The following is an 18,441-nucleotide window of genomic DNA, read 5'->3' on the forward strand; positions in this document are numbered from 1 at the left end:
AAAGCCCTGGATGAAGCCCGCCGCGCCGGTGATGGAGGCGCTGGAGGCCGCCGGAGGCGAGGGCTGCGCGCGGTTCGTCGGCGGGGCGGTGCGCAACGCGCTGTTGGGCGCGCCGGTGGACGACGTCGACATCGCCTGCACCCTTACCCCTGACGAGGCGACCAAGGCGCTGCGGAGCGCCGGCATCAAGGTGGCGCCGACCGGCGTCGACCACGGCACTGTGACGGCGATCGTCGGCGGCCAGCCCTTCGAGGTGACGACCCTGCGCCGCGACGTCGAGACCGACGGGCGCCGGGCGGTGGTGGCCTTCACGAAGGACTGGGCTGAGGACGCCCAGCGCCGCGACTTCACGATGAACGCGGTCTATGCCGACCGGCTGGGAAACCTGACCGACCCGACCGGGACGGGGGTGGCCGACGCCCAGGCCGGGCGGCTGGTGTTCGTGGGCGAGGCGGCCACCCGCATCGCCGAGGATAGCTTGCGCATCCTGCGCTACTTCCGGTTCCTGGCCTGGTACGGCAAGGGCGAGCCGGACGGCGCGGCGCTGGCCGCCTGCGAGGCGGGACGTGAGTTGATGGGCAATCTGGCCGCCGAGCGGGTGGCCAAGGAGCTGCTGAAGCTGCTGGCCGCCTACGATCCGCGCCCGGCGATGGCGCTGATGGCCCAGACCGGCGTGCTGACCCAGCTGCTGCCGAGCGCTACGGACCTCGCCGGCTTCAACCAGTTGGTCGAGATCGAGACCGAGCAGCTGTTCAGTTGCGACCCGCTGCTGCGGCTGGCGACGCTGTTGCCGGACAACGAGGTCGGGGTCGGCAAGGCGGCCGAAGCCTTGAGGCTCTCCAACGAGCAGCGTGATCGGCTGATAGCGGCGATGGGCAAGACCCCCCGCATCACCTCGTGGATGAGCCCGCGCGAGAGCCGGCGGGCGGTCTACAAGATCGGCGTGCAGGCCTTCAGCGACCGCATCAAGCTGGCCTGGTCGCACTCGGAGCGCTCGGCCGCCACGCACCAGTGGCGCGGCCTGTTGGCCTTGGCCGAGAGCTGGACCCCGCCGCCGTTCCCGCTGACCGGCGAGGACGTGCTCAAGTCGGGCGTGCCCAAGGGGCCGATGGTCGGCCAGGTGCTGCGCGAGGTCGAGGACTGGTGGATCGACCACGACTTCATCGACGACAAGTTCTCGGCCATCGAGAAGCTGAAGGCCGTGGCTCAGGGCATGGCGTACTAGATCCCAATTGCTCCCCCGCTGGGGGAGCTCCGGGCCGGAGACCCGGTGAGGGGGACTGCGACTCCGGCAGCAAGCCCCCTCCGTCTCGATGCTGCGCATCGATCCACCTCCCCCGGTGGGGGAGGAATTGAGAAGTGGAGACCTTGGCCCGATGAAACTCGGCATCCTGGAGACCGGCGCGCCGCCGGAGGAGATCCGCGGGCGGTACGGCAGCTATCCGTCGATGTTCCGGCGGCTGTTCGGCGAAAGCGCCTATGACTACGCCGTCTACGACGTGGCGGCGGGCGAGATGCCGGCGGGCGTGGCCGAGTGCGGGGCCTGGCTGGTCACCGGCTCGTCGGCGGGCGCGTACGACCCCGAACCCTGGATCGCGCCGCTGGAGGACTTCCTGCGCGCCGCCAAGGGCCAAGCGCCGCTGGTCGGGATCTGCTTCGGCCACCAGATCATGGCCCAGGCGTTCGGCGGCAAGGTGATCAAGTCGCCGAACGGCTGGGGGCTGGGGCTACAGCGCTATCGGATGGGGGCGGCGCGCGGCTGGATGGACAGCCCGGAGCCGATCGCCGTGCCCGGTTCGCACCAGGACCAGGTCGTCGAGGCGCCGCCCGGCGCCAAGGTCATCGGCGGCAACGACTTCTGCCCGGTCGGCATGCTGGACTACGGCGCTGACCGGGCGATCTCGCTGCAGCTGCATCCCGAATTCGAGCCTGACTACGCCAAGGCGCTGATCGAGACGCGGCGCGGGACGCGGCTGAGCGTGGAAGAGGCCGACCGTGCGGTGATGAGCTATGAGCAGCCCGACGACCGCGTGCGGGTCGGCGCCTGGCTGCAGCGGTTCATCGAGACGGCTTAGGGCCTGCGGACGCCGCGGGGCGGCGTTGGCGCGCTCGACATCTCCCTCTCCCCCGCGGGGGAGAGGGTAGGGTGAGGGGGCGCGGGCGTTTCCGCTTTCACCGAGGCCGAAGGGCGCCGCTGGGCGGCGCTAACCCCTCACCCGACCTCTCCCCTTGGAAGGGGAGAGGGGAAATTTTCGGCGCCTGACATCTCCCCTTCCGGGCGGGAGGGGAAAGGGCCGCCTGTCCCCTAGACCCAGGCCACCATCGGCGGCATCGAGGACAGGATGGTGTCGATGTTGCCGCCGGCCTTGAGGCCGAACATCGTGCCGCGGTCGTAGAGCAGGTTGAACTCGACGTAGCGGCCGCGGCGGACCAGCTGTTCCTGGCGGTCGGCCTCGGTCCAGGGCTCGTCCATGCGGTGGCGGACGATCTTCGGATAGACGTCGAGGAACGCCTCGCCGACCGCGCGGGTGAAGGCGAAATCCTTCTCGAAGTCGCCGCTGTTGTGGCGGTCGTAGAAGATGCCGCCGACGCCCCGCGTCTCGTTGCGGTGGGGCAGGAAGAAGTACTCGTCGCACCAGGCCTTGTACTTGCCGTACCACTCCGGATCGTAGGGATCGCAGGCGTCCTTCATGGCCGCGTGGAACAGCTTGGCGTCGTCGGCTTCCTGGCTGCGCTGAACGTCGAGCATCGGAGTCAGATCGGCGCCGCCGCCGAACCAGCTCTCGGCCGTCGACAGGAAGCGGGTGTTCATGTGTACGGTCGGCACGCGCGGCGAGCGCGGGTGTACGATCAGGCTGATGCTGGCCGAGACGTAGGTCGGGTCCTTGTCGGCCCCGGGCATCTGGGCGGCCATCTCGGGCGAGAAACGCGCCAGGGCTGCGGAGGTGTGCACGCCGGCCTTTTCGAACAGCCGGCCCTTCAGGTGGCCGCCGATGCCGCCACCGACGCCGGCCTCGCGGGTCCAGGGGCGGGCCTCGAACTGGCCGGGCTCGCCCGGATAGAGATCGGCCGGAGCCTCGTCTTCCAGGCGCTCGAGCTCGGCGAAGATCCGGGTCTGCAGACTTTCGAACCATTCCTTGGCGCGATTACGCCGGGCTTCGATCTCGGGAGAAATGTTGGTCATCGCGTACCGCAGTTAGGAAATTTGGGCGGGAGTAGGAAATTGACCGGTCTGGCGCAACGCCTCGGAAAGGCCGATGGCGGCCGAGACGGTGACGTTGAGCGAGCGCCGGCCAGGCGTGAGCGGGATGAAGACGCGGGCGTCGGCGGAGTCGTGAACGTCGTCCGGGACACCCAGGCTTTCGCGGCCGAACAGTAGGATGTCGTCAGGCCGAAATGCGAAATCATGCAATGGCTGCGCGGCCTTAGTAGAGAACAGCACTATGCGAGCTGCCCCCTTGGCGGCCTGAAAATCGCTCCAGCCGGCATGGCGCACGACGTCGGCCGGTTCGCCGTAATCCATGGCCGCACGGCGGATCGCCTTGTCGGAAAGCGGGAAACCACAAGGCTCGATGACGTGTACGGGCACCCCCATACAGGCGCCGAGGCGAAGGGCCGCGCCAAGGTTTTGCGGAATGTCCGGTTGAAAAAGCGCGAGCAGCATTCTAAGCGGTCCAGCCACGGGATTAGCCGGGGCCAGGGGCGAATCACGGAAGGGCGGGGTGCGAGATGCAATCCGACCGTCTTCCGCGGGTTTGCCCGGCGCCAGCGTTCAGTTCCGGTGGCCCTTACCAGAACCGCTGGCAGGGGTCGAAGGCTGGATCACTCCGGAATTATCCGTAGGGATCTGACGGGCCGCGGTCGCGCGGCCCCAAACGAAGGGTAGCTTTAAGGTGGCCGACACCGTCGCGGGCGCAAATCCCGATACGCATGCCGCGGGCGACGACCCGAACCGGCGTGATTTTATTCATATTGCGGCGGCGGTCGCGGCCGGCGGCGCTGTCGCGGGCCTCGCCTGGCCGTTCATCGACCAGATGAACCCGTCCGGCGATACGCTGGCGCTGGCGTCGGTCGAATTCGACCTGACCAAGGTCGAGGAAGGCCAGCAGGTCACGATCAAGTGGCGCGGCAAGCCGCTGTTCATCCGCAATCGGACTGGCGCGGAGATCGCCAAGGCCATTGGGGATGACAGCGCGAGCATGCCCGATCCGCAGAAGGACGAAGACCGTCACAAGCCGGGCAAGGCCCAATGGCTCGTGCTGGTCGGCACCTGCACGCACCTCGGCTGCGTGCCGACGTTCGGCGGCGGCGACTACGGCGGCTGGTTCTGCCCCTGCCACGGTTCGCACTACGACGTGTCGGGCCGCATCCGTAAGGGTCCGGCGCCGAAGAACCTGGCGGTGCCCGACTACACCTTCCTTTCCGACACCAAGGTCAAGGTGGGCTGACCCAGATGAGCGGACATTCCAATTACGAACCGAAGACCGGCATCGAGCGTTGGCTCGACACCCGTCTGCCTGTCGTGCGCCTGGCGTACGACTCGATGATCGACTTCCCGACCCCGAAGAACCTGAACTACTGGTGGACCTTCGGCGGCATCCTGGCGGTCTGCCTCGGCATCCAGCTGGTCACCGGCATCGTGCTGGCCATGCACTACGTGCCGCACGTCGACCACGCCTTCGCCTCGGTCGAACGCATCATGCGTGACGTCAACTACGGCTGGCTGATCCGCTACATGCACGCCAACGGCGCCTCGATGTTCTTCATCGCGGTCTACATCCACATGTTCCGCGGGCTGTACTACGGCTCGTACAAGGCTCCGCGCGAAGTGCTGTGGATCCTGGGCTGCGTGATCTACCTGCTGATGATGGCCACCGCCTTCATGGGCTACGTGCTGCCCTGGGGTCAGATGTCCTTCCACGGCGCCGTCGTGATCACCAACCTGTTCGGCGCGCTGCCGGTCGTGGGCGAAGCGATCACCACCTGGCTGTGGGGCGGCTTCGCGGTCGACAACCCGACCCTGAACCGCTTCTTCTCGCTGCACTTCCTGCTGCCGTTCATGATCGCGGGCGTCGTTGGCCTGCACATCTGGGCGCTGCACGTCCCGGGCAACAACAACCCGACCGGCGTGAACGTGAAGTCGAAGGAAGACACCGTTCCCTTCCATCCGTACTACACGGTGAAGGACGGCTTCGCGATCGTGGTGTTCCTGATCCTGTTCGCGACCTTCGTGTTCTACAACCCGAACGCGCTTGGCCACGCCGACAACTACATCCCCGGCAACCCGCTGGTGACCCCGGCGCACATCGTTCCCGAATGGTACTTCCTGCCGTTCTACGCGATCCTGCGCGCGGTTCCCGACAAGCTGGGCGGCGTGATCCTGATGTTCGGCGCCATCGCGGTGCTGTTCGTCCTGCCCTGGCTCGACACCTCTAAGGTGCGCTCGATGCGCTACCGGCCGACGGCGAAGCTGTACTTCTTCATCTTCCTGCTGGCCTGCCTGGTGCTCGGCTACTGCGGTGGTCAGCTGCCGGACAACCACGTGATCCCGGGTCTGTCGACCTTCAAGCTGGGCGACGCCGACCTGAACTCGATGGTGTGGCTGTCGCGGGTCGCGACCCTCTACTACTTCGCTTACTTCCTGGTCGTTCTGCCGGTTCTGGGTCTCACCGAGACTCCGCTGCCGCTGCCGGAATCGATCAGCGAACCTGTGCTTTCGCATCCCGCCAACGCGCCGGCCGGCGCCGCGGCTTCGCCTGAAAAGAGGGGTTAAGCCTCAGATGCTGCGTAAAGGTATCGCGCTCGCGGCGCTTGGCTTGGCCATTCTCGCGGCCCCGGCGGCTCAGGCCGCTGGCGGCGCCCTGCCGCCCAAGCACGTCGAATTCAGCTTCGAAGGTCCGTTCGGCAAGTTCGACCAGGCTGAGCTGCAACGTGGTTACAAGGTCTATCGGGAGGTCTGCTCGGCCTGCCACTCGATGAACCTGATGTACTTCCGGAACCTCGGCCAAAAGGGCGGGCCGTTCTACGACGCGAAGTACAAGAACCCGAACGACAACCCGTATGTGAAGTCGATCGCCAAGGACTATCAGATCAAGGACATCGACTCGGAAACGGGTGATGTGATCGAGCGTCCGGGCACCTCGGCCGACAAGTTCCCGTCGCCCTTCCCGAACGAAGCGGCGGCGCGGGCCTCGAACGGCGGCGCCCTGCCGCCGGACCTGTCGGTGATGGCCAAGGCTCGTCACCACGGGCCGCAGTACATCTACTCGCTGCTCACCGGCTACAAGAACCCGCCCGCGGGTCTGAAGGTCGGCGTCGGCCAGCACTACAACCCGTACATGAACGGCGACGTGTCGGCCGCGTGGTCGGGCCCGCACGACAAGGTTCCGCCCGGCGGCTTCATCGCCATGGCCCCGCCGCTGGCGGCCGGCCAGGTGACGTTCGACGACGGCACCAAGTCGACGCTGGACCAGCAGGCCAAGGACGTTGCGGCCTTCATCGCCTGGGCTTCCGAGCCCAAGATGGAAGAGCGCAAGGCCTTCGGCATGGCCGCGATGATCTACCTCTTCATCTTCGCGGGCCTGCTGTACGCCAGCTACCGCAAGATCTGGAAGAACGTCGCCCACTAGGGCGGAGCGCTTCCGACGAATTGGAAAGGCCCCGGAGCGATCCGGGGCCTTTTTTCGTGGCCCGCGCCCTTGCTTGACTTTGCCGCCCTCGAAAACCAACGATACCCCAAATGGCTGGCGGAGGGCCGCGATGGGTACCGGGTTCAAGACTGCGGCGCTCGCCGGGTTGGGGCTGTCGCTCACGAGTCTGTCCTTCGAGCCGAGCATCTCGCCCCAGGTCTTGGCGGCGCTCGATCCGACCGCGCTCGCCTCGTCGATCTGCGGCAGTCCCAAGAGCGGCGGCATGCTGGCGCGCAACCTCTTGCTGGCCCGGGCGCTCGCCGCGCCGGCCAGCCAAGCGGGGCCGATTCCGCTCTATGACGACCTGACCACGTCGCCGTTTCCGGTCACCACCACCGATCCGCAGGCCAAGCGCTATTTCAGCCAGGGGCTGCTGCTGACCTACGGCTTCAACCACGCCGGCGCGGTGCGCTCGTTCCGCGAGGCCCAGCGGCTGGATCCGTCCTGCGCGATGTGCTGGTGGGGCGAGGCGGTCGCGTTGGGCCCCAACATCAACGCGCCGATGGATGATCGCGACCGCGACGCCGCGCTCGCGGCCATGGACAAGGCCATGACCCTGCGCGAGCGCGCCTCGCCGATGGAAAGGGCGCTGATCGAGGCGGTGGCCAAGCGCTATTCGCGCGATCCGAAGGCCGACCGGGCGGCGCTGGACGGCGCCTATGCCGACGCCATGCTGGAGACGGCCCGGCGCTTCCCGGCCGACGACGACGTGGCGGTGCTGGCCGCCGAGGCGGTGATGGACACCACGCCCTGGAACTACTGGGAGCCCGACAAGAAGACGCCGGTTGGCCGTAGCGGCGAGGCTGTGCGGCTGGTCGAGACGGTGATCGCCCGCAATCCGGCCCATGTGCAGGCCGGGCATCTCTATATTCACCTGCTGGAGGCGGCCGACGCTAAGCGCGCGGAAGCGGCGGCGGATCGGCTGGGCGCGCCGACCGCACCCAGCGCCGGGCATCTCGTGCACATGCCCTCGCACATCTACCAAGTGCGCGGGCGCTACGCGGATTCGATGCGGGTGAACGTCGCCGCGGCCCGGGCCGACGAGGCCTATATCCGTAGCGCCGGCGACCACAGCTTGGTGCGCTACGGCTACTATCCGCACAACGTCCACTTCATCGTCACCTCGGCGCAGATGGCGGGCGACATGGATGCGGTGGTCCGCGAGGCCGAACGCCTGCGCGTGCTGATGGACGCCGAGACCTCGGCGAAGATCGGCTGGATCCAGGTCATCGACGCGGCGCCCTACCAGGCGATGGCCCAGTTCGCCGCCCCCGAGGCGATCCTGGCCATGCCGGCGCCCGACGCGCGCCTGCCCTATGCGAGCGCGATGCATCACTACGCGCGCGCGGTCGCCTACGCCCAGCAGCGCGACAAGGCCGGCTTCGACGCCGAGATCGCGGCGATGGACGCCCTGGTCAAGGCCGACGCCTTCGCCGACCTGACCGCTCAGTTGGTGCCGGCGGTCGACCTGGTGAACATGGCGCAGGAGGTGGCGCGCGGGCGCTTCACGACCGCCGAAGGCCGCTACGACGAGGCCGCGGGGCATTACCGCAAGGCGATCGCCATCGAGGGCCGCATTCCCTACACAGAGCCGCCGTACTGGTACTATCCGGTCCATCAGTCGCTTGGCGCGGCGCTGTTCCTCGCGGGCAAGCCGGCCGAGGCCAGCGAGGCGTTCCGCGCCGCCCTGGCGCAGACGCCGCGCAATGGCTGGGCGCTCTACGGCCTGGCGCGCAGTGAAGAGGCGCAGGGCCGCAAGGCCGAGGCCGAGGCCGCGCGGCAGGCCTTCGTCCGGTCCTGGGCCGGGCGGCCCGAGTGGCTGCGGATGGAGCGGCTCTAGGCCCTAGCCGGCGGGCGCCAGCAGCAGCTTGCCGCCTGGAAAGTCGAAGCGCAGTCGCCAACGGGCGAGCAAGGGCGCGCCGATGACGCCGTCGGCCTCGGTCTCCGACGACAAGCCGCCCTCAAGGTTCTCGAACAGCCTCCCGGCGAACGAGGCGGCCCGCAGCTGAGCGCGGGTTTCGCCGTAGGGCAGCAGTTCCTGCGGCTTGGCGGCGCCTGGAACGGCGGCGTGGTCCTGGGCGACCCGCACAGCGGTGTCCGAGCCCGTGGCGATCACGAAGTCGCCGGCCAGGGCGCTCGGCCCATCAGCAACCGCGGCCCGGGCGGTGGCGACCCCGCCGGCGACGTGCAGCGGCAGGACGGTGACCTTACTGTGCACGCGCGGGGCTTGGCCGCGCGGATAGATGGCGACCTTGCAGGGCGCGAAACTGACCTCGACCACGTAGGCCGACAGCAGGTCCGCGCCGATGACCCCGGCGATCGGGGTCGGGAAGGCGTAGGTGCGCGCGTCGAGGTCGGCGATCACGAACCGGCGGTCGGGCAGGGTGAGCCCGGCGATGCGGACCGGCCCGCGCTGGTCCAGCTCCACCAGTCCCGCGCCCTGGGCCTTGGTCTCATGCAGCTGAGTGACGGGCGCGCCGGTGTCGAGGATGTAGTCGCCGGCCAGGCCGTCGATCGAGGCGGGGGCGACAACCACCCCCTGCTCGAACCAGCAGGCGGTCTCGCCGGCGTGGGCGGCGGCCGGTAGGGCGGCGGCGGCAAGGACCAGGGCGACCGGCTTCATGGGATCCCAAGGGCGAGAGAACGCCGGGGCGCTTGGCGGCCCCTTTGCAGGCAGCATAGCTGCGGTTGCGCGCTTCGGCGACGGCTTCGGCGCGATCGGCGCATCGCGAACGCCAGAAGGGCGATAGGGCCTTACCCCTGCCGCATCGATCGCCTAAGTCGGGCGCATGAGCTTTATCAAGCCCTGGCGGGATTTTCGGCGGATGCAGGACGTGGCGCTCGGCGCGGCGGTGCTGATCTATGCCGGCGCAGTGGTGAACGCCTTTCGGGTGTTGCCCGGCGGTGTCGAGCTGATCGTCCAGCGCACCCTGATCTGGCCAGGCGTCTTCCTGCTCGCCTCGCTGGCCGTGCCGTTGGCGGTGCCGGCGTTGAAGCGGGGCTTGGCGCGCTATGTGTGGATGAGCTTCCAGGCTGGGTTCGGTCAAACGGCGATCTCGGTGCTGACCGGGGTCGGGCTGCTCGCGGCTGCGGCGCTGTTCATCTACTGGCAGGTCTGGGCGGTCGGCCATGGCGGTCGTTATCCGGCCGGGGTGTTCTCCGGCTACGGGGCGGGGATCGGCATCCTGGCGGCGCAGGCGGTGCTGGTGCGGGCGCTGGAGACGGTGCCCGAGGTGCGCAAGCAGATCGAAGAGCGCGAACCCTAGCCGGCGGCGAACGGCGGGCCGAACTCGAGGTGCAGCCGCAGGGTCGGCAGACCGAACTCGTCCTCTTCTTCGCCGACCACGACGAAGCCCAGCTTTTCCAGGATGCGCCAGGAGGCGAGGTTGGCCGGGTCGATGGTGGCGTCCACCGCGTCCGGCGTACAGGCGGCCAGCAGCGCGCGGGCGGCCTCGGTGGCGTAGCCCTGGCCCCAGTAGGCGCGAGCGAAGCCGTAGATCAGCTCCAGGCGATTGGGATGGGGCGTGGGAATCAAGCCGACCCAGCCGATCAGGGCGTCGCTGTCGCGCAACACCACGGCGCGGCTGCCGACCTCGCTGATCTTCAGGCTGGCGGCGGCGTTGTTGATCCAGAGCGCGGTCGCCGCCCGGCTAAGCGGCACGCCGTCGCCGACGTGGGCCATCACCTGCGGATCGGCGGCGATGGCGCAAAGCGGGTCGAGATCGGTCGCCGCCAAGGGGCGGAGCCGCAGCCTGGAAGTTTCGAGGATCACGCCGAACTTCGCCCCCCGCCGTTGTTGGAGAACAGCGCCAGGGTCCGCAGGCGGGCGAGCCGGGCGCTGTCGGCGTCATAGTCGGCGCGGCGGTCGGAGACGAACCCGTGGCCGGCCGGATAGAGATGGATCGGGATGTCGGGATGGCGCTCGCCGATCTCCTCGACGCGCTCGGGCGGGATCGAGGCGTCGGTCTTGCCGAAGTGCAGGATGATCGGGACTTGGGGAGTCTCGTCCTTCAGCTCGCTGATCCGGCGTCCGTAGAAACTGGCGGCGGCCGACAGGCCGCTGCAGCGACAGGCGGCCAGCCAGGTGGCCGCGCCGCCCCAGCAGAAGCCCGTGACGAAAACCGGAGCCTTGAGCGCGTCGATGGCGGCCTGAGCGTCGCCGGCCACCTGGTCCCAGGGCGTGGCTTGCGAGTACTCGACGCCCTTGGCGATCGAACCCTGGCTGTAGTCGGCCTGGAAGCCGCGCTCGAGGCGGTCGTAGAACGACGGGGCGATGGTCTCGTAGCCGTCGGCGGCGAAGGCGTCGGCCAGCTCACGGATGTGGTCGGTGACCCCGAAGATCTCCTGAATCAACAGCAGCCCGCCGCGTCGGGCGTCGGTCGGCTTGGCGTGATAGGCGCCCAGTTCAAAGCCGTCGAAGGCGCTCTTGAGGGTGATCTGCTCGCCCATGCTCACGCGGCCTCGAACAGCTCGCGGGTGCGCGCGCGGGCGAGGTCGGCGGCCTCTTCGTTGTAGCGCTCCGGACTCTCGTTGTTGAACCCGTGGCCGGCGCCTTCGTAGATGTAGACCGGGACGTCGGGGTTGTGTTCGTGCACGGCCTTCTCGACCTCGTCGGCCGGGATCCCAGGATCGGTGTGGCCAAGGTGGACGATGGTCGGGCAAAGCGGCCGGAGTGCGGCGTTGGCCTGCACAAGGCTGCCATAATAGCTGGCGGCCGCGGCGATCCCTTCGACCTTGGCGGCGCTGAGCCAGGTCAGCGAGCCGCCGTAGCAGTAGCCGACGACGAACACCTTGCCCCGCGCGGCCAGGAAGTCGCGGCAGGCGGCGATGTCGGTCAGCGCCTGGTCCAGCGGCGTGGCGCGGGCGTGAGCGACGCCGGCGGCCAGGCCCTCGGGATCATGGGCGGCGGTGAAGTGGCGCTCGCGGCGGTCGTAGAGCGAGGGGGCGATCGCCTCGTAGCCGGCCTTGGCCCAGCGCTCGACGTCGGCGCGGATGTGCCGGTCGATGCCGAAGATTTCCTGCAACACGATGACCCCGCCCTTGCGCGGGGTGAAGGCCTGCTCGTGGTAGGCCGAGAAGTCGAAGCCGTCCGCGCCCCGAAGGGTGATGGTCTCGCCCATGCGTTTCTCCCGTCTTGTTAGACGCGAGCTAAGCAGAGAACCTCACCTTGGGCGATGGCGATGGCGCGAAAAGATCGTCTGCCAGAAGTGAGCATCTGGCACGGCTCCCTCGCCCCTTGGGGGAGAGGGTTGGGGTGAGGGGGATTTGCTGACTCGGCTGAGCGTCGCTCCGCGCCGCAAGACCCCTCACCTAACCTCTCCCCTCAAGCGGGGAGAGGGACGGGTCGTGCAGCCGCTGACGGCCAGATCCTCCCCTCTTGGGGAGGTGGGGCGCGAAGCGCGACGGAGGGGGACTGCTCTTAAGCTGCAGAGTCGAAGTCCCCCTCAGTCAGCTGCGCTGACAGCTCCCCCAGAGGGGGAGCATCGTTGGGCGGCTCAGACGTTGAAGCGGAAGTTCAGTACGTCGCCGTCCTTGACGACGTACTCCTTGCCTTCCTGGCGGAACTTGCCGGCTTCGCGCGCGCCGGCTTCGCCCTTGAGGCTGACATAGTCCTCGTAGGCGATGGTTTCGGCGCGGATGAAGCCCTTCTCGAAGTCCGTGTGGATCACGCCGGCCGCCTGCGGGGCGGTGTCGCCCTTATGGATGGTCCAGGCGCGGGCTTCCTTGGGGCCGACCGTGAAGTAGGTCTGCAGGCCGAGCAGGTGATAGGCCTCGCGGATCAGCTTGTTGAGGCCCGGCTCGCTGAGGCCCAGCGTCTCCAGGAACTCGGTGCGCTCGGCTTCGTCGAGCATGGCGATCTCGCTCTCGATCTGGGCCGAGATCACCACGTGGTCGGCGCCGTCGCGCTTGGCGCGCTCGGCGACCTGGTTCGACAGGTCGTTGCCGGTGGCGGCGGAGGCCTCGTCGACGTTGGAGACGTAGAGGGCGGGTTTGGAGGTCAGCAGCTGCAGCATCCGCCAGGCCTTGTCGTCCTCGGCGGAAATCTCGGCCTTGCGGGCCGGGCGGCCGGCGTTGAGCTCGACCAGAGCCAATTGGACCAGGCGCAGCGTCTGGGCGCTTTCCTTGTCGCCGGTCTTGGCGCGCTTCTCGAGGTTGGCGACTCGCTTCTCAAGGCTTTCGAGGTCGGCCAGCATCAGCTCGGTCTCGATGGTCTCGAGGTCGGCGAGGGGATCGATCTTGCCTTCGACGTGGGTGATGTCGTCGTCGATGAAGCAGCGAGCCACGAAGGCCACGGCGTCGCAGTCGCGGATGTTGGCCAGGAACTGGTTGCCTAGGCCCTCGCCCTTGGACGCGCCGCGCACCAGGCCGGCGATGTCGACGAAGTTCATCCGCGCCGGAATGATCTCCTTGGACGGGATGATCGCGGCCAGGGCGTTCAGGCGCGGCTCGGGCACGGCCACGTCGCCGGTGTTGGGCTCGATGGTGCAGAACGGATAGTTGGCGGCCTGGGCCGCGGCCGTCTGGGTGAGCGCGTTGAAGAGGGTCGACTTGCCGACGTTCGGCAGGCCGACGATCGCGACTTTGAGAGCCATGGGAAGAGCTGTTCCTGAAATTCGAGCGCGCGAACTAGCACGTTAGGGGGCGGCGCCCAAGGGGCGGGGGCTGACAGGTCCCCAGGGGGGAGCGTCTGGAACGACTCCCTCGCCCCCTTGGGGGAGAGGGCTGGGGTGAGGGGGAGTGCTGACTCAGCAGAGCGTCGCTCTGCGCCGCTAGACCCCTCACCTAGCCTCTCCCCTCAAGCGGGGAGAGGAACAGGCATTGCAGCCTCCGGACATCAGATCCTCCCCATGAAGGGGGAGAAGCGCGTTACGCGCGGCCGCGGGGGACGTCGCTCTTGTCGGCGGGGGCCAGGCGCATGACCTCGGTCTGGTACTTCTCGTCCTCGCCCTCGGCGAGCAGGGGCGCTGCGTCGGCGACGGCGCGGAGCAGGGCCTCGACCCAGGCGTGGTCGACCTTGTGGAAGTCGGAGAGCACGTGGCCCTGGACGCGGTCCTTGTGGCCGGGATGGCCGACGCCCAGACGGGCGCGGCGGAAATCGGGGCCGATGTGGGCGGTGACCGAGCGCACGCCGTTGTTGCCGGCTGCGCCGCCGCCGTTCTTCATTCGGAAGCGGCCGGGCGCCATGTCGATCTCGTCATAGAAGAGGACGAGGTCGGCGGGCTTGAGCTTGTAGAATTTCAACGCCTCGGACACGGAGCGACCGCTCTCGTTGTAGTAGGTCTGAGGCTTGAGGATCAGGGTGCGGACCGGGCCGCTGGGTGTCTCGATCTCCCCCTCGCGGACGAGGGAGGAGAAACGAGAGCGTTCGGGAGAAAAGCGCCAGCGGCGCGCGATCTCGTCGACGGCCATGAAGCCGATATTGTGCCGGTTGCCCGCATAGCGGGCTCCCGGATTGCCCTGGCCGGCCAGGACGAGCATGCGTTGCTCCCCAAGCCGGCCGATAGGGACTTAGGCTTCGGCTTCGCCGGCGGCTTCTTCAGCGGCTTCCGACGCCGAGGCCGACGAACCGGCCACGGTGGCGACGACGAAGTCGCGGTCCATGGCGGCCTCGACGCCCTTGGGCAGGGTGAAGGCCGAGATGCGGATGGTGTCGCCGATGTCCAGACCGGTCAGGTCGAAGACCAGCTCTTCCGGGATGGCGTCGGCATGGCACTGCAGTTCGACGTCGTGACGCACCACGTTCAGCGTGCCGCCCTTCTTCAGGCCCGGGGAGGCTTCGTGATTCTTGAAGTGCACCGGCACGGCGATCTTGATCGTCTGGTGCGCGTCGACGCGGAACAGGTCGAAGTGGATCGGCTCGTCGGTCACCGGATGCATGTCGACGACCTTGGCGATCACCGGCTGGGTTTCATTGCCGTGCTTCAGGGTCACCAGGTGGCCCAGCAGCTTGCCGGTGTAGAGCGCCTTGCGGAACTCGTTCGACTTGACGGTGATCGCCACGGGATCCTTGTCGCCGCCGTACAGCACGCCGGGGACCAGACCCTCACGACGGGCGGCGCGCGCACCACCGGTTCCAATGCGCTCGCGCAGTTCAACGTTCAGGATGATATCGGCCATGGCCTCGCCTCAAAACGAAGCCGCCGCGCGAAGACCCGCGCGGCGACGGAACGACCCGTTAGGGCCGAAAGGTGCGCGTAGATACACAAAACCCCCGCCCGTGGCAACGGGCTGGGGGAAGGATTTCTAACCCTTTTTCGCCGGCTTCTTGGCCGCAGGCTTCTTGACCGGGGTCGGCTTGTAGCTGGCGTTCTCGCGAACGGTCGGCACGAAGCGCGGTTCGAAGGGTTCGGGCTGGCCCGAGGCCTTAATGACGCAGCGAGCGGTGTCCATCATCGCGTGCTGGCCCAGGCAGAAGACGTCCTCGTAGTGCGGCTTGGACACGGCCAGGCACTGATAGAGGTTCAGCTTGGCCATGTTGGCGCAGGAGGCCGCGTTCGGATCGACCATGATCGCCTCGAGCGTCGCCAGGTTGGCTTCGCTGGCCTGGCCGAGCACGGCGAGCGCGGCGACGGCCATGCTGCGAATCACGATCGGCGTATAGGGCGGCGCGCCGGTCGTGGCGCCGCTGATGACCAGCGGCTGGCCGCCGGTGACCGCCTGCTGCAGGCGCGTGGTCTGAGCGACGTCGCCGACCACGGGGCGGGCCCCCAGGCTCTTGGCTTCCGACAGGCGCATCTCGCGGCCGACGACGTCGGCCTTGGACCAGGACTGCTTCTGTACGTCGTAGGCCGCCTGCTTCACGGTCTTGCCGGCGGCGTAGAACTTGTTCCCGTCGTCGCCGAGGGCGGCCTTGACCAGGCTGGCGGCGCTGTCGGCGCCGGCGATGCCGACCACATAGGCCGGATCCTTCATGATCTCGTAGGCGATCTGCTGCCGCTGTTGGGCGTTGCCGGCGTATTGCCTCACCCCGGCGACGAAGGCCGGATCCTGCAGCGCGACGATGGCGCCATAGGCCATGGCCCCTTGCAGGAACTGCTTGGGCTCATACGCCGCAGCGACCTTCAGGCCGCTGGCGACGGTCTCGCCGCTGACGAAGGCCGGCGAGATCGCGGCGGCGCGGTCCATGTAGTAGCGGTAGGCGGCGGCGCGCTCGACGATGCTGGGCGCCAGGCTCACGGCGGGCGCGGGCGGCTCCACCGGCTTAGGCGGCGGGGGCTCGGCGCAAGAGGCCAGAATTGTGGCGAATGCGATGGCGACGGCCGTCAGGCCAGCGCGAGAAGCCGAAATCATCCAGAGCCTTCCCCAAGAAATAAGGCGTGGGAGCCTAGCCCCTCCAGCAGGCGAGAATGTGACCGCCAGCGGTTAACGAGGCTTAACCAAACCCGGGCTCAGGCGGGGTCTGACGCATTTGTGACCCCGCGCGGCGCACCGGCAGGAACGAGCATAGTGGGGCGGTTGCGGGCGGTCGATTGGCCAGCGAGCCGGCCCTGGGCGTCGTTTCGCCGCGGGCGCGATCTTTGATCGCGAGAGGGCTGCGACGGCCGGCAGGCCGCCGCAGGTCGTCCGGGTCAGTCGAAGAGCTTGGAGACCGACTCTTCGTTGGCGATGCGGCGGATGGCTTCGCCCAGCAGCTTGTCGCAGCTGACGTAGCGGATCTTGCCGGCGTCGGTGGCGCGTTCAGGGGCCGGGATCGAGTCGGTCATCACCAGTTCCTTGAGGACCGAGCCGTTGACCCGCTCGACCGCCGCGCCCGACATCACGCCGTGGGTCACATAGGCCGAGACCTCGGTGGCGCCGGCGTCGATCAGGGCCTGGGCGGCGTTGCAGAGCGTGCCGCCGCCGTCGATCATGTCGTCGAAGAGGATGCAGCGGCGGCCGTCGACGTCGCCGATGACGTTGGCGACTTCACTCTTGCCCGGACCCGAGCGGCGCTTGTCGACGATGGCCAGTTCGGCGTTGAGGCGGGAGGCCACCGCCAGGGCGCGGACCACGCCGCCGACGTCCGGCGAGACGATCATGATCTCGGCCGGCTTCTCGTAGTTTTCCTTGATGTCGGTCGCCAGCAGCGGCGCGGAGATCAGGTTGTCGGTCGGAATGTCGAAGAAGCCTTGGATCTGGCCCGAGTGCAGATCCATGGTCAGGACCCGGTCGGCGCCGGCGCGCTCGATCAGGTTGGCGACCAGCTTGGCCGAGATCGGCGTGCGGCCCCCGGTCTTACGGTCCTGACGGGCGTAGCCGAAGTAGGGCATCACCGCGGTGATCCGCTTGGCCGAGGCGCGTTTCAGCGCGTCGATGCAGACCAGCAGCTCCATCAGGTTGTCGTTGGCGGGATAGTTCGTCGACTGAAGGATGAAGACGTCCTCGCCGCGGACGTTTTCGTCGATGGTCACCCAGACCTCGTTGTCGGCGAAGCGCTTGACCTGCGCGCGGGTGAGGGGAAGGTCGAGGCGCGAGGCGACAGCCTCCGCCAGCGCACGGTTGGAGTTGCCAGCCAGCAGCTTCATCGGTCCCCCAGGGGCAGGTATCGGTAATTGCCGGGCTTTTAGCAGGCGAGGGCTGGGGGGCAAGGCCTCAGAACATCGCAGGCCGACATCGCATAACAATATCGCGGGGTGCGCGGGTTCGGGTCGCGGCATGGCGGCGCTTGGTTTACGTTATTCGCCATGCCCAAAATCGGACTCCCGGCCTGGACCTGGCTCTCACCCATCATTGGCTCGCTGCTGCTTTTCGGATCGAAGCTCGGCGGGCCTTACGACATAGTTCTGGCGATCGGACTGGTCGCCTGCGTCCTGGCCGCCGTGCACCACGCCGAAGTGGTGGCCCACAAGATCGGCGAACCCTATGGCACCTTGGTGCTGGCCGTCGCGGTGACGGTGATCGAGGTCTCGCTGATCGTCTCCCTGATGCTGTCCAGCGGCCCGGCGGGCGCGGGACTGGCGCGCGACACGGTGTTCGCCGCCATCATGATCATCCTCAACGGCCTGGTCGGCCTGTGCCTGCTGCTCGGCGGCGCGCGCCACATGGAGCAGCGCTACGGACAGGCGGGCGTGAGCGCCGCGCTCGCGACCCTGGCGGCGCTGGCGGTGCTGACCCTGGTGCTGCCCAACTACACGACCTCGGCCGCGGGCCCGGTCTATTCGAACAGCCAGCTGGCCTTCGTCGGCCTGGTTTCGCTGGTGCTCTACGGCACCTTCGTCCTGGTGCAGACCATGCGCCACCGCGACTACTTCCTGCCCAGCGGCTCGGCCGCGCATGACGAGGACGCGCACGCTGCGCCGCCGACGGCGCTGGCCGCCTGGCTCAGCCTGGGGCTGCTGGTCGTCGCGCTGGTCGTCGTGGTGCTGCTGGCCAAGTCGCTGGCGCCGACGATTGAAGCGGCGGTGGCCGGGGCGGGCGCGCCCAAGGCCGTGGTCGGGGTGATCATCGCCGGCCTGGTGCTGTTGCCCGAAAGCCTGGCGGCGGTGCGCGCCGCGCGCGCCGACCGCCTGCAGACCAGCCTCAACCTGGCGCTGGGCTCGGCGCTGGCCTCGATCGGCCTGACCATCCCGGTCGTGGCGGTGGTCTCGCTGGTGATGGGCTGGCCGCTGTCGCTGGGGCTCGACGCCAAGGCGATGGTGCTGCTGATGCTGACCCTGCTGGTGACGACCCTGTCGCTGGCCACCGGGCGGACCACGGTGCTGCAAGGCGTCGTGCACCTGGTCCTGTTCGCGGTCTACCTGTTCACGACCATCGTGCCGTGAGGGCGGGCGGC

19 protein-coding genes are annotated in these 18,441 nt (G+C 68.3%); 8 read left to right on the top strand and 11 right to left on the bottom strand.

Annotated features, from left to right (window positions below; all coding sequences use genetic code 11):
* Nucleotides 1-10: 10 nt before the first annotated feature.
* Entirely contained in the window at nucleotides 11-1,225 is a 1,215-nt protein-coding gene (locus C0481_RS18380) for a CCA tRNA nucleotidyltransferase (protein WP_293406621.1), read from the top strand.
* 151 nt (nucleotides 1,226-1,376) lie between these two features.
* Nucleotides 1,377-2,075 carry a type 1 glutamine amidotransferase gene (locus C0481_RS18385; protein WP_293406521.1) on the top strand — a complete coding sequence of 233 codons (699 nt, stop codon included), beginning with the start codon at nucleotides 1,377-1,379 and terminating at the stop codon, nucleotides 2,073-2,075.
* 230 nt (nucleotides 2,076-2,305) lie between these two features.
* Here the strand turns inward: C0481_RS18385 and hemF are convergent, their stop codons facing one another.
* Together hemF and C0481_RS18395 are read right to left on the bottom strand one after the other, a co-directional pair.
* Complete coding sequence (gene hemF / locus C0481_RS18390) at nucleotides 2,306-3,184, bottom strand: oxygen-dependent coproporphyrinogen oxidase (protein ID WP_293406523.1); 879 nt, start codon at nucleotides 3,182-3,184, stop codon at nucleotides 2,306-2,308.
* A 12-nt stretch (nucleotides 3,185-3,196) separates the two neighbouring features.
* Nucleotides 3,197-3,664: a tRNA (cytidine(34)-2'-O)-methyltransferase gene (locus C0481_RS18395; RefSeq protein WP_293406525.1), complete on the bottom strand. Its 468-nt coding sequence runs from the start codon at nucleotides 3,662-3,664 to the stop codon at nucleotides 3,197-3,199.
* Between the two features lie 229 nt (nucleotides 3,665-3,893).
* Here C0481_RS18395 and petA point away from each other — a divergent pair, with 229 nt between their 5' ends.
* From petA to C0481_RS18415, 4 genes are all read left to right on the top strand, one after another.
* Nucleotides 3,894-4,448 carry a ubiquinol-cytochrome c reductase iron-sulfur subunit gene (gene petA / locus C0481_RS18400; RefSeq protein WP_293406527.1) on the top strand — a complete coding sequence of 185 codons (555 nt, stop codon included), beginning with the start codon at nucleotides 3,894-3,896 and terminating at the stop codon, nucleotides 4,446-4,448.
* Nucleotides 4,449-4,453: 5 nt separating this feature from the next.
* A complete protein-coding gene (locus C0481_RS18405) occupies nucleotides 4,454-5,773 on the top strand; it encodes a cytochrome b/b6 (protein ID WP_293406529.1) in 1,320 nt (439 codons plus the stop codon).
* A 7-nt stretch (nucleotides 5,774-5,780) separates the two neighbouring features.
* The gene (locus C0481_RS18410; protein WP_293406531.1) at nucleotides 5,781-6,629 is read left to right on the top strand and encodes a cytochrome c1; all 849 of its coding nucleotides are present in this window, start codon (nucleotides 5,781-5,783) and stop codon (nucleotides 6,627-6,629) included.
* 130 nt (nucleotides 6,630-6,759) lie between these two features.
* Nucleotides 6,760-8,529 (top strand): tetratricopeptide repeat protein, encoded by a 1,770-nt coding sequence (locus C0481_RS18415; protein WP_293406533.1) that lies wholly within the window; start codon nucleotides 6,760-6,762, stop codon nucleotides 8,527-8,529.
* Nucleotides 8,530-8,532: 3 nt separating this feature from the next.
* Here the strand turns inward: C0481_RS18415 and C0481_RS18420 are convergent, their stop codons facing one another.
* On the bottom strand, nucleotides 8,533-9,312 hold the full coding sequence (locus C0481_RS18420; RefSeq protein ID WP_293406535.1) for a hypothetical protein: 780 nt from the start codon (nucleotides 9,310-9,312) through the stop codon (nucleotides 8,533-8,535).
* 166 nt (nucleotides 9,313-9,478) lie between these two features.
* On the opposite strand from C0481_RS18420, the gene C0481_RS18425 reads away from it, so the two are divergent.
* Nucleotides 9,479-9,955, top strand: coding sequence for a hypothetical protein (locus C0481_RS18425; protein WP_293406537.1), 477 nt, complete (start codon nucleotides 9,479-9,481; stop codon nucleotides 9,953-9,955).
* Here C0481_RS18425 and C0481_RS18430 read toward each other — a convergent pair.
* The 8 genes from C0481_RS18430 to C0481_RS18465 form a co-directional block, all read right to left on the bottom strand.
* Nucleotides 9,952-10,461, bottom strand: a complete 510-nt coding sequence (locus tag C0481_RS18430; RefSeq protein ID WP_293406539.1) for a GNAT family N-acetyltransferase — start codon at nucleotides 10,459-10,461, stop codon at nucleotides 9,952-9,954. The two genes, C0481_RS18425 and C0481_RS18430, sit on opposite strands and share 4 nt — an antisense overlap.
* A complete protein-coding gene (locus C0481_RS18435) occupies nucleotides 10,458-11,138 on the bottom strand; it encodes a dienelactone hydrolase family protein (RefSeq protein WP_293406623.1) in 681 nt (226 codons plus the stop codon). Before C0481_RS18435 ends, C0481_RS18430 begins: the two co-directional genes overlap by 4 nt.
* A gap of 2 nt (nucleotides 11,139-11,140) precedes the next feature.
* Entirely contained in the window at nucleotides 11,141-11,809 is a 669-nt protein-coding gene (locus C0481_RS18440) for a dienelactone hydrolase family protein (protein ID WP_293406541.1), read from the bottom strand.
* 375 nt (nucleotides 11,810-12,184) lie between these two features.
* Nucleotides 12,185-13,282, bottom strand: a complete 1,098-nt coding sequence (gene ychF / locus C0481_RS18445) for a redox-regulated ATPase YchF (protein ID WP_293406543.1) — start codon at nucleotides 13,280-13,282, stop codon at nucleotides 12,185-12,187.
* Nucleotides 13,283-13,556: 274 nt separating this feature from the next.
* Nucleotides 13,557-14,168, bottom strand: coding sequence for an aminoacyl-tRNA hydrolase (pth, locus tag C0481_RS18450; RefSeq protein WP_293406545.1), 612 nt, complete (start codon nucleotides 14,166-14,168; stop codon nucleotides 13,557-13,559).
* A 30-nt stretch (nucleotides 14,169-14,198) separates the two neighbouring features.
* On the bottom strand, nucleotides 14,199-14,807 hold the full coding sequence (locus C0481_RS18455; protein WP_293406547.1) for a 50S ribosomal protein L25/general stress protein Ctc: 609 nt from the start codon (nucleotides 14,805-14,807) through the stop codon (nucleotides 14,199-14,201).
* Between the two features lie 126 nt (nucleotides 14,808-14,933).
* Nucleotides 14,934-15,866, bottom strand: a complete 933-nt coding sequence (locus C0481_RS18460; protein WP_293406549.1) for a hypothetical protein — start codon at nucleotides 15,864-15,866, stop codon at nucleotides 14,934-14,936.
* Between the two features lie 392 nt (nucleotides 15,867-16,258).
* Nucleotides 16,259-17,194, bottom strand: coding sequence for a ribose-phosphate pyrophosphokinase (locus C0481_RS18465; RefSeq protein WP_293406551.1), 936 nt, complete (start codon nucleotides 17,192-17,194; stop codon nucleotides 16,259-16,261).
* 159 nt (nucleotides 17,195-17,353) lie between these two features.
* Here C0481_RS18465 and C0481_RS18470 point away from each other — a divergent pair, with 159 nt between their 5' ends.
* Nucleotides 17,354-18,430, top strand: coding sequence for an ionic transporter y4hA (locus tag C0481_RS18470; protein ID WP_293406553.1), 1,077 nt, complete (start codon nucleotides 17,354-17,356; stop codon nucleotides 18,428-18,430).
* The last annotated feature ends 11 nt before the right edge of the window (nucleotides 18,431-18,441 follow it).

Origin of the sequence: Phenylobacterium sp. (assembly GCF_013822795.1) — a bacterium.
Lineage (GTDB): Bacteria > Pseudomonadota > Alphaproteobacteria > Caulobacterales > Caulobacteraceae > Phenylobacterium.

Excerpts from the sequence above, each read along its gene's own strand:
- C0481_RS18405 (WP_293406529.1), top strand. The coding sequence starts at position 4,454 with ATGAGCGGACATTCCAATTACGAACCGAAGACCGGCATCGAGCGTTGG.
- C0481_RS18395 (WP_293406525.1), bottom strand. The coding sequence starts at position 3,664 with ATGCTGCTCGCGCTTTTTCAACCGGACATTCCGCAAAACCTTGGCGCG.
- C0481_RS18435 (WP_293406623.1), bottom strand. The coding sequence starts at position 11,138 with ATGGGCGAGCAGATCACCCTCAAGAGCGCCTTCGACGGCTTTGAACTG.
- C0481_RS18465 (WP_293406551.1), bottom strand. The coding sequence starts at position 17,194 with ATGAAGCTGCTGGCTGGCAACTCCAACCGTGCGCTGGCGGAGGCTGTC.
- C0481_RS18415 (WP_293406533.1), top strand. The coding sequence starts at position 6,760 with ATGGGTACCGGGTTCAAGACTGCGGCGCTCGCCGGGTTGGGGCTGTCG.
- C0481_RS18455 (WP_293406547.1), bottom strand. The coding sequence starts at position 14,807 with ATGGCCGATATCATCCTGAACGTTGAACTGCGCGAGCGCATTGGAACC.
- C0481_RS18470 (WP_293406553.1), top strand. The coding sequence starts at position 17,354 with ATGCCCAAAATCGGACTCCCGGCCTGGACCTGGCTCTCACCCATCATT.
- C0481_RS18385 (WP_293406521.1), top strand. The coding sequence starts at position 1,377 with ATGAAACTCGGCATCCTGGAGACCGGCGCGCCGCCGGAGGAGATCCGC.
- C0481_RS18410 (WP_293406531.1), top strand. The coding sequence starts at position 5,781 with ATGCTGCGTAAAGGTATCGCGCTCGCGGCGCTTGGCTTGGCCATTCTC.
- C0481_RS18380 (WP_293406621.1), top strand. The coding sequence starts at position 11 with ATGAAGCCCGCCGCGCCGGTGATGGAGGCGCTGGAGGCCGCCGGAGGC.
- C0481_RS18420 (WP_293406535.1), bottom strand. The coding sequence starts at position 9,312 with ATGAAGCCGGTCGCCCTGGTCCTTGCCGCCGCCGCCCTACCGGCCGCC.
- C0481_RS18440 (WP_293406541.1), bottom strand. The coding sequence starts at position 11,809 with ATGGGCGAGACCATCACCCTTCGGGGCGCGGACGGCTTCGACTTCTCG.
- C0481_RS18425 (WP_293406537.1), top strand. The coding sequence starts at position 9,479 with ATGAGCTTTATCAAGCCCTGGCGGGATTTTCGGCGGATGCAGGACGTG.
- hemF (WP_293406523.1), bottom strand. The coding sequence starts at position 3,184 with ATGACCAACATTTCTCCCGAGATCGAAGCCCGGCGTAATCGCGCCAAG.
- pth (WP_293406545.1), bottom strand. The coding sequence starts at position 14,168 with ATGCTCGTCCTGGCCGGCCAGGGCAATCCGGGAGCCCGCTATGCGGGC.
- ychF (WP_293406543.1), bottom strand. The coding sequence starts at position 13,282 with ATGGCTCTCAAAGTCGCGATCGTCGGCCTGCCGAACGTCGGCAAGTCG.